The following is a 15,260-nucleotide window of genomic DNA, read 5'->3' as shown; positions in this document are numbered from 1 at the left end:
TTTGGTTACGCGGATCTGAAAAATAGGTGAAGCGGCCGGGCTTTCCAGCCAAGGAAAACGTCGCCACGGACGGGCTGGGATGGGCTGCTTACGGACAGGGGGCAAGGCAAGGTGCCTGCCCCCAAACGGTAAATCGCATGCACGGATGTTCGATGATCGACTGCCGGAACTCCAGGCTACTGAGTGCCGCCGCCCAGCACCGCATAAAGCCGAACCTGATTGGACAATTTTTCCAGCTTGAGCATTACCAGTTCCTGTTGGGCGGAGAAAAGTGAACGCTGGGCGTCGAGAACGCTCAGGTAGTCGTCGATGCCCTTGTTGTAGCGCATGTCCGAAAGCCGGTAAGTTTGCGAGGCTGCATCGACATAGGTCTGCTGAGCGTTTAGGCGGTCGTCGATGGTGCCGGCAATGGCCAGCACGTCGGCAACCTCTCTGAATGCCTCCTGAATGGCCTTTTCATAGTTGGTCAAGGCGATTTGGTTCTCGGCCTTGGCCGCGTCCACTGCCGCCCACAACCGGGCATCGAAGACCGGCATGGAGAGCTGTGGTCCGAAAAGCCAGGTTTCAGACCCCGACTTGAACAGGCCGGACAGCTCGGCGCTGGCCGTCCCGATGGAGGTGGTCAAAGAGATGTTGGGGAAAAGCGCCGAACGGGCCGCACCGATGTTGGCATTGGCCGCCTTGAGCTGGTTTTCGGCCTGCAGGATGTCCGGGCGAAGCAACAAAACTTCGGAAGAGACGCCGGCGGTAACGGTGCTCGGCGGCTCGACGCCGGCCAGATTGTCGGGCAGCAAAGCTTTCGACAGTTGGTCCGGGCTTCCCACCAGAAGCCGCAAGGCGTTGATGTCCTGGGCCACCCGCAGGGTGTAGCGGGCAATATTGCGCTGGGCTACGGCGACCTGGCTTTTTACCCGGTTCAGGTCCAGCTCTGAGGAGAGCCCCACGTCAAACCGCCGTTTGATCAGATCGTAGGACTCCTTTTGGGCGTCATAGGTGGTTTGCGACAGACGAAGGTTCTCCCGGTCGGCGGCCAGGGACAGGTAGGCGTTGGCAACCGAGGAAACGATCAGAATTTGCGTGCCGCGCCGGGCCTGCTCGGTGGCCAGGAAGGTTTCCAGGGCCTGTTCCCTGAGGCTGCGCAACCGACCGAAGAAGTCGATCTCCCAGGAAAAGATCCCCAGGCCGATGCTGTATTGCTCGGGATGTGTAACTTCTCCCGAAGAGGAAAGATCCGCTGGGACTCGTGACTTGCTGGCGTCCGCCGTGGCGTCCACGGAAGGATAGAGCGTTGCCCGCTGAATGCCGTACATGGCCCGGGCGCGCTCCACATTCAGCGCGGCCAGCCGCAGATCGCGGTTGTTTTCAAGCGCCATTTCAATCACTTGCTGCATCCGCCCGTCGGTAAAGAAGTCGCGCCAGGGGATATCGCTGGCAAGCGGTTCATCCAAGGCCACCGGCGCTTTCTCATAAGCCGTTCCGCCGGGCCAGTCCTGCGAGACGGGCGCCTCGGGCCGGTTGTATTCGGGCGTAAACGAGCAAGCGGCCAAAAGGAGAACCATGATGCTGTTTAGGATCGTCAATTTCCTGTTCATGAAATGGCCTCCCCTGAGTCTTTCTCATCAATGTGCTTCATGGTTACCCGTTTTCGATGTTTGCCCATCGCCTTGTAAATCATCACGTAAAAAAGCGGTGCGAACAGGGTCACCAGGATGGTGGAGGTGATCATACCACCCAACACACCGGTTCCGATGGCCCGTTGCGCTCCAGCCCCGGCCCCGCTGGCCAAAAACAGGGGCAAAACACCGAAGCCGAAGGCCAGGGAAGTCATGATGATGGGCCGCAGCCGGGTCTTGGCCCCCTCCAGGGTGGCTGCCGTCAACCGGGCGCCTTCTTCCACACGTGCCTTGGCGAACTGGACGATGAGGATGGCGTTTTTAGTTGTCAGCCCCATGGTGGTCAACAGCCCGATCTGAAAATAGACGTCGTTGGGCAGGCCCCGCCAGGTGGAGGCGATAATACCGCCGATGGCGCCGAGCGGCAGGGTCATCAGGATCGAGATGGGAATCGGCCAGCTTTCGTACAGGGCCGCCAGGCACAGGAAGATGACGAAGATGGAAAAGGCGTAAAGCAGCGGCGCCTGGGAGCCGGCCATGCGTTCCTGGTAGGAAAGCCCGGTCCAGTCGAAGCCGATTCCTTCGGGCAGCTTGGCGGCGATTTCTTCCATTGCGCTCATGGCCTCGCCGGAACTGCGCCCCTCGGCCGGTTCTCCCTGGATGTTCATGGATGGAAAGGCGTTGTAGCGCTCCAGTTGCGGCGAGCCCTGGGTCCAGCTTCCGGTAGCAAAGGAGCTGAAAGGAACCATCTTGCCTTCGGTGTTGCGCATATAGAGTTTGCTCAAGTCTTCAGGCAGCATGCGATAGGGTGCGTCGGCCTGGATGTAGACCCGTTTGACGCGCCCCCCCTGAATAAAATCATTGACATAGCTGCCGCCGAAAGCCGCGGCGATGGTACTGTGGATGCTGGAAATGGGAACGCCCAGGGCGCCTGCCTTGTCCCAGTCCACGTCAATGATATATTCGGGCACATCCTCCATACCGTTGGGCCGGACCTTGGTCAGGCGCGGGTCTTGCGCCGCCATACCCAAAAGCTGGTTACGGGCCGCCATTAATTTGTCGTGACCGATACCACCGCGGTCCTGGAGCTGAAAATCAAACCCCAGGGCATTGCCCAGTTCGATGACTGCCGGCGGCGGAAAGGCATAGACCATGGCTTCCTTGATCTGTGAAAAGGCGCCCATGGCCCGGCCGGCCACGGCTGTTACCTTCAGGTCCGGCCGCTCGCGCAGGTCCCAGTCACGCAGGTGGACAAAACCCAGTCCCATGTTCTGGCCCTGGCCGGCGAAACTGAACCCGGATATGGTCATGATGGACGACACCGCATCTTTTTCGTTGTTCAGGAAAAACTTCTGGACCTTCTCCATGACCGCATCGGTCTGCTCCAGGGTCGCGTTTCCCGGCAGGATGGCCTGAACAAAAAGAATCCCCTGGTCTTCGTCGGGCAGATAGGCGGTAGGCATGCGCTTGAACAGCATCCCCATGGCAACCACGATCAGCACGAAGATAAGCATGTATCGCAGTTTTTTGGCCAGCACCCGGCCCACGAGTTTTACATACAGGTTCCGAAACCAGTCGAAGGCACGGTCGAACCACCGGAAAAAGGGGCGCAGGAAGAAAACGGCGCCATCGGCCGGCTGGTGTCCGGCCGGTACCGGTTTGAGCAGGGAGGCGCAAAGCACCGGGGTGAGGATCAGGGCCACCACCACCGACAACAGCATGGCAGCGGCGATGGTCAGGGAAAACTGGCGGTAGATGATTCCGGTCGATCCCGGGAAAAAAGCCATGGGGCCGAATACGGCAGCCAGCACCAGGCCGATGCCGATCAGGGCGCTGGTGATCTGGTCCATGGACTTGGCAGTAGCCTCCCGGGGGGGAAGCCCCTCCTCGGCCATAATGCGCTCTACGTTTTCCACCACCACGATGGCGTCGTCCACCAACAGTCCGATGGCCAGCACCATGGCGAACATGGTCAACATGTTGATGGAAAAGCCGAAAAATCCGAGGATGCCGAAGGTTCCCAGCAGCACCACCGGCACGGCGATGGTGGGAATCAGGGTGGCCCGGAAGGTCCCCATGAAGAGATACATGATCACGAAGACCAGAAACACTGCCTCGAACAGGGTCTTGACCACCTCGTCGATGGCCACCTTGGTGAAGGGGGTGGTGTCGTAGGGGTAAACCACCTTCATGCCCGGTGGAAAATAGCGGCTCATTTCTTCCATTTTATTCTTGACGTTGTCGGCGGTCTCCAACGCATTGGCGCCGGCGGCCTGGCGGACGGCAAGGGCCGAGGCGGGCTTGCCGTTGTAATTGCTGACAACGCCGTAGCGCTCGGTACCCAGCTCTGTGCGTCCGATATCGCTGATGCGCACCACGGACCCGTCCGGATTGGTGCGGATGGGGATGGCGGCAAACTCTTCCGGGGTCTGGAGCAGGTGCTGGACAACGATGGCCGCGTTCAGTCGCTGACCTTTCACGGCCGGCGCCCCGCCGAACTGCCCGGCGGAGACTTCCACGTTGTAGCTTCTCAATGCTCCGATGACATCCTGCATCGTGAGACGATAATTGGTCAGCTTGTCGGGATTGACCCATACCCGCATGGAATACTGGGATCCGAAGGATTCGACCTCGCCCACCCCCGGTACTCGGGAAAGGATTTTTTCCAGGTTGGACTGGGCATAATCGCCAAGGTCGTGGTTGTTCATGCTCCCGTCCTCGGAGACCAGGCCCACGATGATCAGGTAGTTGCGGGTCGATTTGCTGACCTCGACGCCCTGGCGCTGGACCACGTCGGGCAGGCTGGCCGTGGCGAGCTGAAGCTTGTTCTGCACCTTGGCCCAGGCCAGATCCGGATCGGTTCCGGGGGCGAAGGTCAATTCAATGCGCGAACTTCCCGATGACGAACTTTCACCGGAAAGGTAGAGCATGTCGGCCAGGCCGGTCATTTTCTGTTCGATGATCTGGGTCACCGTGTTTTCGACCGTTTCCGCCGAGGCTCCGGGGTAATAGGCTTCGATGGCGATGGACGGCGGTGCGATGGGTGGATACTGGGAGATCGGCAGATTGTAAATGGCCAGGCCGCCGGCGGTCATCATAACGATGGCGATCACCCAGGCGAAAACCGGGCGATCCAGGAAGAATTTTGATAACATCGGAGGCCTCCCTTAATTCGATCCGCCGGCCGCTGCGGCATTGCTTGGGGTGAACGGAACGGCCTTTACCGGGGTGCCGGGGCGCAGCATTTTCAGCCCCTCGACGATGACGCGGTCGCCGGGGACCAGGCCCTCTGAGACCAGCCATTGATCTCCAACGGCCCGCTCTACGGTGAGCATGCGTAAGGCCGTCTTTCCTTCGGAGTCCACGATCAGGGCCTGTGGGTTGCCCCGCCGATCCCGCGAGACCCCCTGCTGGGGAACCAGGATGGCCGTCTGGTTTTCACCTTCCTTGATAACGGCGCGTACGAACATGCCGGGCAGCAGCAACCCGTCCGGGTTGGGGAAAACCACCCGCAGGGTGACCGATCCGGTGCTCTGCTCGACGGACACGTCTCTGAACTTGAGCGATCCTTCGTGGGGGTAGGTGCTGCCGTCTTCCAAAAGCAGGGCCACCTTGTTCTGGCTTTTTCCGCTCTGGTCGAGCTGGCCTTCCTTCAGGAGTTTTCTCAGCCGCAGCAAATCGGTGGTGGACTGCGGCACGTCAACATAGATCGGGTCCAATTGCTGGATGGTGGCCAGGGCCATGGCTTGGTAGGCGGTCACGATGGCGCCTTCGGTTACCGTGGACCGGCCAATCCGTCCGGAAATGGGGGCAGTGATGCGGGTGTAGGCCAGATTGATGCGCGCCGTTTCCACCGAGGCTTTCCAGTACTGAACGTCGGCCTCGGCGTTTTTCAATTCGGCGGCTGCGTCGTCGAAATCCTGTTGGCTGACCGCTTTTTCGGCCAGCAGTTCCTTGTAACGCTCGACCCGCGACCGAATCGCCGGCAACGTGGCTTCCGAACGGCTCAGGGCGGCCTCGGCGTTGCCAAGGGCCGCTTTGAAGGTGGCGGGATCGATCTGGTAGAGGACATCACCGGCTTTTACATCGGCGCCCTCGGTGAACAGACGTTTCTGGATCAGCCCGTTCACCTGGGGACGGATTTCGGCGATGCGGTAGGCGGACGTGCGCCCGGGCAGCTCCGTGGTCAGCAGAATCGGTTGCGGCTGTATGGTCACCACGGAGACCTGGGGGGCGGGAGCCGCGGCAGGGGCCTGGGCCTGCTGCTGGTTTTCACCCTGGCAGCCGATCATGGCCAGAAGGGCGCATGAGAGGATCGCCATCTTTTTTTTCATAGTCATTGGTTGTGACGCTTGCATGGGTTTTTTTGTCCCTTCTTAGAATCGTTATTCGATTTTAAGGCCGTCCGGAAACGGGCATTTTCAGTTGATATCGGCAGGTGTAGCAAAAACTGTTGACAAGATCAAATATTTTTTTTAAAAATTAATTTGAAATAAACATTCAATAATGTTTATTGTGTTAAGTACGAATCATCATAAAGGTTATTCTATCCATGGCAAAGAGAAAAGATGGCAAAGAAACCAGGCAGAAGCTGCTGGATGTCGCCTGTGAGATATTTGCAGAAAAGGGATACGGCGGAGCCAAGGTTTCAGAGATTTGCCGACGAGCCGGTGCCAATGTGGCGGCCGTCAACTACTATTTCGGTGGAAAGACCGACCTGTACGTAGCCGCCTGGAAGCAGGCCATGCAGCAATTCATGACCAATGTCGCCACGCTTCCGGAAGACGTTTCCTCTGAAGAGCAGCTCGCTTTCTTGATCCATCGGTTCATTGCCAAAGTTCTGCTCGTCGATGGAGAGAAAAACCACTTCCGGCGGCTGGAGTTGATGGAAATGGCCAATCCCACCGGCCTGATCGACGAAGCCTGGAAGGAAGAAGTGGCTCCCCGAAGGGAGGAATTGCATCGTGTGGTCCGTCAGGTAATGGGGTCCGATGTGCCGGAAACAACCGTCAGACTTTGCGAGCTGAGCATCGTCAACCAATGCCGGGGATATATCCTGCTAAACAAAAACCGGGCTGATTTTCTGGATCACGAAGAATTCACCGCCGACATGGTCAATCAAATTGCCGAGCACACCATCCATTTTTCATTGGCCGGCATCAAGGCCATCCGCGATCTGAAAAAATGAGTCGATTGAGTTGAAAACAGTCTTGCCTTGAGTATCCCGAAACGCTTCGTGGATTTATGATTAGGGGCACTGAGCCACCCGTTCGCCGGCCATGACACGGTCGGGGGGGCCGCAAAGACGCGCCTTGACGATCCGGCCGAGGAAAACCGGATGGCCGCCGGCGTCTTCGGGAAGCTGGTCCTCGGTTTCGATGGTGACGGTTCGGCTGCTGGTGCCGGCCAGCTTTGCCAGTCTTCTTACCATGCCGGCCAGTTCGTTCCTGGCAAACGCATCCACCTTGTCAAAATCCTTGAACCGTCTGGCGCCGGACAGGCCTTCGACGAAAAACCCGGAGCCTTCGGCGGGCACGATGCGCACCCGGCGTTCGATGACCACTTTGCTGGTGATGGCGCCAATGGCGTTGGCCACGTCGGCGTGCTCGGGCAGCACGGCCCGGGCGTTGATCATGGCGGCCGCTTGGGGAAGGAAAAACGAAATGGGTGCGCCAATGCCGATAACCGGCCGCTTGAAATCGAAATGGACGCGATAATGACCGTTGCCGCCGGAAAAAAGATTGTCCAGCAGGGTCCGGCAAACCGGGCAGTGGTGCAGGGCTTCAGGATCGACTTGCTCGTCCAATTGTCGTTTGACGATCTCCAGCGCCAGGCTGCGGGCCACGGACTCGATCAGCCGGTCGCGCAGTAGAATCTCATCCGTTCCGTCCAATTCGGCGACGACTTTGAAAAATTTTTCGGCCGCCGCTGTGTCCCACCGCTCGAATTCGCCGGCCAGATGCAACAGATCCGTGGGCGTCAGGCCGCAGCGCTGGATGGCGAACCTTTCTTCCAGGCGTTCCAAGGGAAGGTGGCGGTCGATATACACATCGGTTTTGCGAATCAGTTCGTCGACGGAATGAGGCCGCTGGCGCAATAGTCCCATTACCCGTCGCTCCAGTTGCGTCAGCTCGAGATCGTCCGCCGTCCCGGTGGCGACGATGATCTGCATGTTACGGGTGGACGATTGGAAACGGTGTGTTCGGAAAGCCAGATAGTCAATGGCAGCCACGGTATCACCGTGGTTGGCGCCCAGCCAGGCGACGGGCGCCACCCGGCGCGGGCCGATGCGAAAGCCATCTTTTTCGCGGACGATCAGGCTGTCGCCTCCCAAGCCGGCAGTGCGGATGTCCAGGGCGCGTACATGGGTTCGCCGACCGGCCACGGTGGAGCCGCTGCTGCATACCCGCACGCTTCCCTGCTCCAAGGCGGCCGTGTCCGTGGTGGTGCCGCCCATGTCGACCACCAGGGCATCCTCCAGCCCGGTGAGATGCCGGGCTCCGGCGACGCTGGCTGCCGGTCCGGAGAAAATGGTCTCCACCGGCCGTGTCCTTGCCATTTCCGAACCGATCAGGGTGCCGTCTCCCTTGACCACGACAATGGGCGCCCCCAGGCCTTTTTTTCTCAGCACACGCTCAAGATGGGTGATGAGCGCGCCCAGGCGGGGTACGATGCGGGCGTTGAGCACGGCCGTGGTTGCACGGATTTTGAAATCCAGAATCGCCGATAGTTCATGTCCGCAGGTGGTCAACATCCCGGCCTCTTCATGGACGATGCGTTTGACGGCCAGCTCGTGATCCGGGTTGATGGCGCCGGCAAATCCGGAAACGGCAAAAGCTTGCACGCCCTTTCCTGCCACCATGTCCCGAACGATTTTTCTCACCTGCGCTTCATCCACCGGTTCGGTCTCCTCACCGGCGATGGACAGCCTTCCGCGGATCCAGGCTTTGGGCTCATGGGGATAATCTTTCGGATCGTAAATGCCATAGGGCGGCATGATCAGCAAGCCCACCTTCTGGCCGTCCCCCTCGACGATGGCATTGGTGGCCAGTGTGGTCGAAAGCGCCACGATGTCCACCCGCTTCAACAGATCCGGATTCAGTTTTTCCAGGGCCCGGCCGATGCCGATGGTGAAATCCCAGCGGGTGGTCAGGGCTTTTCCCTTGCACCGGGTTTCGCCATCTTCAAAATTGTAGATCACGGCGTCCGTATAGGTGCCGCCGGCATCGATGCCCAACCCCAGTCGGGCGCTGGATGGGGGCGAACCATCGGTCTCTTCGAGCACAAGCGTTCGACAGGTGCCGCCATTGTCGTCCTTCAGCGGGCGGGAGGAGAGGGTTTCGCGGGCCGCATCGAAGGCGATCACCTGGTCGGGTTCTACGAAGAGAACTTCCTTGGTTGTCGCGGTGGCGGTAAGCAGCTTTTCGAACAACGCCGGGCTTCCGGTAATTTTTTCGTAGGTCCAGCCATAGGCGGCGGCCATCTCGCGGGCGTAGCGTTCAGACCGGGATTCCCGGCGAGCGCCGGTATCGATGAAAGCGGCCCGCTGATAATTCTTTTGCCAGGAGTTGAGAAAATCCATGGTGCGGTCCGCCGTGCGCTCGCCATAGCGTTCGGCGACATCGGCGCGAACCACGCGCCTGTCTCCGAACCAGGCCTGCTGACCGCGTTGGGAGATGGGAGCGGCCTTTTTTTCGAGCCACCCGGAGGAGATATAATAGGTGCCGGGAAATTTTGCGAACTCACGACGATAGGCCGCAGGCCCGCCCAGGAACATGGCGATGCAGTCATGCACCCTGGCAATGACCAGCGGAATCCCGCGGGCCTGGATGCCAACGGTTCCTCTTCCGCAGACGCCGTAGCCGATGACGATGCGTTGGGCCCGGCCCTCGGCGGAAATAGCATCGATGACCGCCTGGAGTTTTTCTCTCAATTCCCCGGGCCTTTCGTGCAGCCCGGCCTCCAGGAAGTTGAATTCGACTTTCAAGCCCAGTTGGCCGCAGACATGCTTCAGATCCACGCCCAAGACGGCGCAGGCGATGACAGCGATGGGTTTGACGTCCGGCATGGAAGGAGACCTCTTTTATCGAACGGCCGAGTTGCCTGCAATTAACGATATTCGGGTTGTATTGACCTGAACGCGATTTGGCAACTCTTTTTCAGGATATCCAATTCCCTGAAGAATGAAGCTGCCCGGTAAACGAACCGTTGATGAATTTTACCCTTTCGTTAGGGGGAAGGGTGGTGTATCGTCCCGTGCAACGATGACGGAAAATCTTTTGCGAGCGGACAGGGCACCCATGTTTAAAAAGAAAACACGCGTATCGTCGGGGGTCCCCCAACTCGATCGCCAGCTGGGGGGGCTGTTTATCGGGGACAATGTGGTCTGGTACGACAATGCCGGCAGTCTGGCGTCGATCTTCAGCCTCAATTTCATTCAGGAATCCCAGAACCGCAACAAGCCGCTGATTTACATCAGCTTCGACCGCTCCCCCAAGAGTCTGCTTGAAGACTTAGGGCCCCTGGCCGAGAACCAACACATGACCATCCTGGACTGCTTCACCCACGGAAAAGGGGACGGCAGCGAGGTGTTCAGCAAGTTCTACGAGAAAAACGGCGCCCGATGGCCTTACCGGATTGTGTGTATCAACGACCCCGAAGATCCCGGTGTCGTTTCGGAAGCCTTCTACAACCTGCACGCCACCATGCAGGGAGACGTGCGTTTCGTCTTCGATTCGCTTACCGGCATGCAGGATCTATGGGGCGGGGAGGAAGCCATCCTGAAATTTTACTCCCACGCCTGCCCGCGCCTTTACGAACTGGACACCATTGCCTACTGGATTATGGAAAAAGGCGCCCACTCGGACCGCCTGCGGGCCAACATCAACCATATCGCCCAGGTGGCCGTCGATCTTACCGTAAGCCGGGGAAAAACGGCCCTGACGATTCTCAAGGCCGACAAGCGCAAGCCCGACGCCCTGAACCGGCCCCTCGTGTATTGGAACGATGGGTTGGCTGTAACGTTCGAAAGCGAATCAGGCAAAAGCAACAATATCGATCTGGGTGGCCGTCTGAAACAGATACGCAAGCGTCAGGCCATGGCCCAGAAGGAGTTGGCTGCGCTGGTGGGGGTGACGCCCAGCACCATTTCCCAGATCGAAAGCGGCACCATCTATCCCTCTTTGCCGGCCCTGTATAAAATTGCCGAGGTTTTGGGGGTGCCGGTGGCCGGGTTGTTCCAGGATCGGTCCGACGACGCGGCCCAGGTGGTGTTCTCCGGAGAAGGAATCCGCATGAGTCTGGCCGATCTGCCCAAAAGCGATGTGGTCGGCTATCGATTATCGCCGCCCAACTTCGATGCCGATGCCGACCCCTTCATCGTCGAGATTCCGGAAGGCAAGAAGCTCGGTTCCCATTTTTTCGTCCACAAAGGCCAGGAGATGGGATATCTTCTCACAGGACAGTTGGAACTGGAAATGGGCAGCAGGCTTCACCGCGCCCAGCCGGGAGACGTGATTTATCTCACCGGCGAACTGCCCTCCCAGTGGAAGAACACGGGGGAGGGGACAGCCAGGTTGCTGTGGGTGAAAATAAAGAAATAAGGGGATTGGAAGAACGGAGTCTTTCGATGACCGACATCCGCCGCCGCACCGTTGCCGGGCTGAAGGCCGGCGATACCTTCACCCTGACCCGTACCTTTACCGAACAGGATGTTGCGGCATTCACTGCCGTTACCCGGGACCATAATCCCATTCACTTCCATGAAGGCTTCGTGAAAAGCAAGGGATTCGATGCACGCGTCTGCCATGGGCTTCTCATCGGGGGAATGATTACCGAAATCGGCGGCCAGATCGGATGGCTGGCCTCGGGCATGAGCTTCCGATTCAAAAAACCGGTCTATCTCAACGACACCGTCACCTGCCGCTTCACGCTATCGCAGGTGGACGCGAAGAACCGCGCCGAGGCGGAAGCCGTTTTCACCAACCAGCAAGGCGAAATCGTTCTTCAGGCCTTTCTTTACGGCCTTTTGCCAAACCCGCAGGAAAGAGAGCTTCTCGAAGTGTTGTTGGACGATTCGTAAAAAGCGTTGTACCTTTCGTTTGCCTTTGATACGGCAATGATGGAGTTCCATCCTATTTTATCGTTGCGTTCGTTTCTCTACCCTTCGTTTTCGAAATATAAAAAATGGCGCGGGCCGGGCTGTTTGTTCGGGCTGGACCCATAATCATAACGCGAACCGGGGAGAAAAAGAAATGGCGACCTACGAAGACGTACGCGAGCAGCTGGATACCGGCGATATCGTCCTGTTTGCAGGCAAGGGGCTGATCAGCATGGGGCTGCGAATCGGCTCCCTGTGCTCCTGGTCCCACGTGGCCATGGTGGTGCGGGTCAAAGAACCGGACGTGGCCCTTCTCTACCAGAGCACGCCGGTATGCAAAGCCAAGGACTTTTTCGACGGCATTCTGAAAAACGGAGTGCAGGTCAATGTCCTGAGCGAAGCGGTGAACGGATACAACGGCAGAGTAGCGGTTCGCCACCTTACCGTTAAAAGGACCCCTGCGATGCTGAACGGACTTTCCCGCTTCCGCCAGGAGGTAAAAAACCGTCCGTACGAAGATCATATCGTCCAGATGGTCAAAGCCGTGTGGGACGGCCCCCTGGGCCATGTGGAGGAGGATCTGTCCAGCCTTTTTTGCAGCGAACTGGTGGCCGAGGCCTATCAAAGAATGGGGTTGCTGCCGGCCAGCGAAGACGGCGGCAAGCCGGCCACGGAGTACACTCCCAAAAACTTCTCCGCTGAAGGCGATAAGACTGAATTGCTGCTCGGAGCCAGGCTGGGAGAAGAGATCGTCATCCGGGAGGGGTAAAAGAAAAGTCGTTTCACACCGCCGTAAACCTCACTATCATGCTCCGCGTGGGAGCGCCGATTGTATGGCATGGGTTCCCACGCGAGAAGCATGGGAACCAGAAAAAACTTACTTCTCGTTGTACCCGTGAGAGACGGAGCAGAGCGCGGCCTTCCAGTACGCCTCCCGATACTCGATATAGGCCCTGTTGGTATTCAGGTCGCAGATTTCGAGAATCGAAAACTGGAAGTTGTTCTGGTAGTCGCCGACTTCGCGGCTCAGCAACTGGCGCAGGGATTTGATGTCCGCGTGGCCGTTGATGGCAAAAGAGACCCATTTATGCCAGATCGTGTCCCCGCCAAAGGCGCTGCCGACGAAATGCTTGCCGGTTTGCGTGTCAGTAACCAGGTAGACCCCCGAGACATCGCTCAACGCCGCTTTCCATTGCGGCATGTTTTTTCTTACGACGATACGTAGCATGGGATAGGGGAGATTCACGGCGTTGTAGCCGGGAAAATCGGATACCTGCAACCGCTTTTCACGAATTTCGGAAATCAGCAGCTTGTCGATATATTTGGTGCCGATGAGATGGGATGCGATGAAATCCTTGCGGAACTGAACCACCGTCCGTCCGGTAAGATGATCGAGGCCGGGTATCTCCTTGGTGCCGTATTCGAACCAGTTGTTATCTTCTTCTTTGCGGTGTTTGACACCCAGGACCTGATAGATGCCGGCAAACAGCCATTTGTCTTCCTGGAGATGGATAAGAGATATGATTTCATCGCATTTGAAATTCTGCTGGTTCTGGTGTTCCTGCCATGCCTTGAAGCGGCCTTCGAAGAACGCTTCTAAAGGAGAGTCCTCCTTGCTCGACGCACAGTGGATTTTATAGCTGTTCAAATAGATTCCGGCAATTTTGAGCAGATCGATGAGCTTGATCATCTTGTGGGCTCCAATCCTTATCTGAAAGGCCTGTGAGTATAATCTCCCTGCGCGTTCAAGACGGTTTTGCGTTCAATAAACGCTATGCTGCCTATAGATCGGCCGTTCTGTCAATAATATAAGCGCGCTGTCTATTTTTTCGCCTCTTACCTTTCGAACTGCACATCCATCTGGTTGAGATCCTCGGGGTCGAAATCCTCGATGCCGCGGGTGCGCTCCAGAAATATTTCGATGGCTCTTGCCGCACCGGCGTAATTTTCCATCACGGAATCCAATTTGGCAACCACAGGATCATCCTCTCCCAGTTCCTCTCGCATATTGTCCAGAAGCTGCCGACCCGTCTCGAAATGCCGTCGAATGCCATCGAATGCGGCTTTGCGGCTCTCGTATCGCTTTTGTTCCTTGTCGATTACCGGCAGCAGTCGCCGTACCGAGAACTCGACCAGAGCGTCCCGGGGGGCATTGAACGCCCTCGAGATTTCATCCAGCAGCAATAGGGAACTCCTGCTGATCACATAGGTTTTCTGAACGCGGTTTTCCGCCCGGACCCGGGCGTTTCGGACCTCTTTTGCAATGGCGTTAAGGGACTCGGAGTCCTGGGCCAGATGGTCGAACAGGGATTTTTGTTTGATGCCCAACTGGGCGGCGACGATGCTGATGGCCGCGATACAGCCCGAGGAGAGTTTAAAGGTGGCCCGCACCGACTGCCGTCCCCGCAACCCTGAACTGGATATGAATGCCGGGGAAGGGTTCTTTTTTTTGGGGTCTCCGTAAGACATATTCGATCTCCAAACGGTTCGTTAAAATAATATTACCTCTATTTATCAAAAATGAATAATAATGCAATCAAAAAATTTTCTACCATTCTTGACAAGATTTGATCCAGTCATATTGTTTGGGCACCGGCAAAGGGCACCATACGATGGCAACGGTGTTCACGATTTCACCAAAAGGAGGCATGGCATGATTTACAGAACTTTATTCGGCGATCCCGGGCGGCGTTTCAAAACTTCCGCGGCGGACCTGGATGAAATGCGCAGACAGATGGATCGGCTGTTGGATGTGTTCGGCAATCGGCAGACGGGCCGCGGCGGGGCCGGCGTTTATCCGGCGATCAACATCAGCGAGGATAGCGACGCGTATACCGTCAGTGCGGAGCTGCCCGGCGTAAAATCCAATGACCTGGATCTCAACGTTACGGCCAACCAGTTGACCCTGGCAGGAGAACGTAGAATTTCCGAGGAGGCAGCCGATGCGCGTTACCACCGAAGGGAGCGTGAAGCAGGGCGTTTCTCGCGAGCCGTGGCTCTGCCCGACGATATCGACACGGAAAACGTCAAAGCCAGGCTGGCTGACGGCGTGTTGATCGTGACGATTCCGAAAGCGGAAAAAGCCAGACCGCGGCAAATCGCAATTCAATAAGGCCTAACCTTCCGAAAGGAGGACATGATCATGTCGGACAATCAGGAATTGAAAGTAAGAGAAAAACAAGCCTTCGACGCGCCTGCCGAGCAGACCAAACCAGGGCCGGTGTTTACCCCCAGTGTGGATATTTTCGAAACCGAAAAAGCCATTACCCTGCTGGCCGATATGCCCGGAGTGAAAGCCGAAGATTTGATGGTGGATCTTCGGGACGATACCCTGACACTTGCGGGAGAAGTGAGCGACAGCGTTAAAACAACCGGCGAGAAGGTGCTCGAGGAATATCAGACCGGTCGCTATTACCGGCAGTTTTCCCTTTCCGAAGTTATCGATCAGGAGAAAATCGATGCCAAGCTCAGCGACGGGGTGCTGCGATTGACCCTGCCCAAGGTAGAAAAAGCCACACCGCGGCGCATTGCCGTCCAAGTGGGATGAT

12 protein-coding genes are annotated in these 15,260 nt (G+C 57.6%); 6 read left to right on the top strand and 6 right to left on the bottom strand.

Translation table 11 applies throughout. The features are described 5' to 3' along the window. Positions 1-176: 176 nt before the first annotated feature. Genes GN111_RS13185 through GN111_RS13175 form a run of 3 tightly spaced genes read right to left on the bottom strand, consistent with a single transcriptional unit; the run spans position 177 to position 5,953 of the window. Positions 177-1,592 (bottom strand): efflux transporter outer membrane subunit, encoded by a 1,416-nt coding sequence (locus GN111_RS13185; protein WP_155304197.1) that lies wholly within the window; start codon positions 1,590-1,592, stop codon positions 177-179. Next, on the bottom strand, positions 1,589-4,768 hold the full coding sequence (locus GN111_RS13180) for an efflux RND transporter permease subunit (RefSeq protein WP_155304196.1): 3,180 nt from the start codon (positions 4,766-4,768) through the stop codon (positions 1,589-1,591). Before GN111_RS13180 ends, GN111_RS13185 begins: the two co-directional genes overlap by 4 nt. A 12-nt stretch (positions 4,769-4,780) precedes the next feature. Then, positions 4,781-5,953: an efflux RND transporter periplasmic adaptor subunit gene (locus GN111_RS13175; protein ID WP_269433834.1), complete on the bottom strand. Its 1,173-nt coding sequence runs from the start codon at positions 5,951-5,953 to the stop codon at positions 4,781-4,783. A gap of 212 nt (positions 5,954-6,165) precedes the next feature. Between GN111_RS13175 and GN111_RS13170 the strand changes: the two genes are divergently transcribed. Beyond that, the gene (locus GN111_RS13170; RefSeq protein WP_155304194.1) at positions 6,166-6,801 is read left to right on the top strand and encodes a TetR/AcrR family transcriptional regulator; all 636 of its coding nucleotides are present in this window, start codon (positions 6,166-6,168) and stop codon (positions 6,799-6,801) included. A 60-nt stretch (positions 6,802-6,861) separates the two neighbouring features. On the opposite strand, the gene GN111_RS13165 is transcribed toward GN111_RS13170, so the two are convergent. After that, on the bottom strand, positions 6,862-9,681 hold the full coding sequence (locus GN111_RS13165; RefSeq protein ID WP_155304193.1) for a DUF1638 domain-containing protein: 2,820 nt from the start codon (positions 9,679-9,681) through the stop codon (positions 6,862-6,864). A 232-nt stretch (positions 9,682-9,913) separates the two neighbouring features. Between GN111_RS13165 and GN111_RS13160 the strand changes: the two genes are divergently transcribed. The 3 genes from GN111_RS13160 (at position 9,914) to GN111_RS13150 (ending at position 12,481) form a co-directional block, all read left to right on the top strand. Then, the gene (locus GN111_RS13160; protein WP_155304192.1) at positions 9,914-11,215 is read left to right on the top strand and encodes a helix-turn-helix domain-containing protein; all 1,302 of its coding nucleotides are present in this window, start codon (positions 9,914-9,916) and stop codon (positions 11,213-11,215) included. Positions 11,216-11,241: 26 nt separating this feature from the next. Further along, complete coding sequence (locus GN111_RS13155) at positions 11,242-11,694, top strand: MaoC family dehydratase (protein WP_155304191.1); 453 nt, start codon at positions 11,242-11,244, stop codon at positions 11,692-11,694. 172 nt (positions 11,695-11,866) lie between these two features. Beyond that, a complete protein-coding gene (locus tag GN111_RS13150) occupies positions 11,867-12,481 on the top strand; it encodes a C40 family peptidase (RefSeq protein ID WP_155304190.1) in 615 nt (204 codons plus the stop codon). A gap of 108 nt (positions 12,482-12,589) precedes the next feature. Here GN111_RS13150 and GN111_RS13145 read toward each other — a convergent pair whose 3' ends face one another. Both GN111_RS13145 and GN111_RS13140 read right to left on the bottom strand, forming a co-directional pair. Then, the gene (locus GN111_RS13145; RefSeq protein ID WP_155304189.1) at positions 12,590-13,402 is read right to left on the bottom strand and encodes a GIY-YIG nuclease family protein; all 813 of its coding nucleotides are present in this window, start codon (positions 13,400-13,402) and stop codon (positions 12,590-12,592) included. A 146-nt stretch (positions 13,403-13,548) separates the two neighbouring features. Further along, positions 13,549-14,181 carry a hypothetical protein gene (locus GN111_RS13140; RefSeq protein ID WP_155304188.1) on the bottom strand — a complete coding sequence of 211 codons (633 nt, stop codon included), beginning with the start codon at positions 14,179-14,181 and terminating at the stop codon, positions 13,549-13,551. A gap of 184 nt (positions 14,182-14,365) precedes the next feature. Here GN111_RS13140 and GN111_RS13135 point away from each other — a divergent pair, with 184 nt between their 5' ends. Together GN111_RS13135 and GN111_RS13130 are read left to right on the top strand one after the other, a co-directional pair. Further along, entirely contained in the window at positions 14,366-14,824 is a 459-nt protein-coding gene (locus GN111_RS13135) for an Hsp20/alpha crystallin family protein (RefSeq protein WP_155304187.1), read from the top strand. A 30-nt stretch (positions 14,825-14,854) separates the two neighbouring features. Next, entirely contained in the window at positions 14,855-15,259 is a 405-nt protein-coding gene (locus tag GN111_RS13130) for an Hsp20/alpha crystallin family protein (protein WP_155304186.1), read from the top strand. Position 15,260: the final 1 nt, after the last annotated feature.

The sequence above is a fragment of the Desulfosarcina widdelii genome, assembly GCF_009688965.1.
Taxonomy (GTDB): Bacteria; Desulfobacterota; Desulfobacteria; order Desulfobacterales; family Desulfosarcinaceae; genus Desulfosarcina; species Desulfosarcina widdelii.
Note: the sequence above shows the minus strand (reverse complement) of the source record. Positions and strands in the feature narration are given on the sequence as shown.

Excerpts from the sequence above, each read along its gene's own strand:
- GN111_RS13185 (WP_155304197.1), bottom strand. The coding sequence starts at position 1,592 with ATGAACAGGAAATTGACGATCCTAAACAGCATCATGGTTCTCCTTTTG.
- GN111_RS13180 (WP_155304196.1), bottom strand. The coding sequence starts at position 4,768 with ATGTTATCAAAATTCTTCCTGGATCGCCCGGTTTTCGCCTGGGTGATC.
- GN111_RS13175 (WP_269433834.1), bottom strand. The coding sequence starts at position 5,953 with ATGACTATGAAAAAAAAGATGGCGATCCTCTCATGCGCCCTTCTGGCC.
- GN111_RS13170 (WP_155304194.1), top strand. The coding sequence starts at position 6,166 with ATGGCAAAGAGAAAAGATGGCAAAGAAACCAGGCAGAAGCTGCTGGAT.
- GN111_RS13165 (WP_155304193.1), bottom strand. The coding sequence starts at position 9,681 with ATGCCGGACGTCAAACCCATCGCTGTCATCGCCTGCGCCGTCTTGGGC.
- GN111_RS13160 (WP_155304192.1), top strand. The coding sequence starts at position 9,914 with ATGTTTAAAAAGAAAACACGCGTATCGTCGGGGGTCCCCCAACTCGAT.
- GN111_RS13155 (WP_155304191.1), top strand. The coding sequence starts at position 11,242 with ATGACCGACATCCGCCGCCGCACCGTTGCCGGGCTGAAGGCCGGCGAT.
- GN111_RS13150 (WP_155304190.1), top strand. The coding sequence starts at position 11,867 with ATGGCGACCTACGAAGACGTACGCGAGCAGCTGGATACCGGCGATATC.
- GN111_RS13145 (WP_155304189.1), bottom strand. The coding sequence starts at position 13,402 with ATGATCAAGCTCATCGATCTGCTCAAAATTGCCGGAATCTATTTGAAC.
- GN111_RS13140 (WP_155304188.1), bottom strand. The coding sequence starts at position 14,181 with ATGTCTTACGGAGACCCCAAAAAAAAGAACCCTTCCCCGGCATTCATA.
- GN111_RS13135 (WP_155304187.1), top strand. The coding sequence starts at position 14,366 with ATGATTTACAGAACTTTATTCGGCGATCCCGGGCGGCGTTTCAAAACT.
- GN111_RS13130 (WP_155304186.1), top strand. The coding sequence starts at position 14,855 with ATGTCGGACAATCAGGAATTGAAAGTAAGAGAAAAACAAGCCTTCGAC.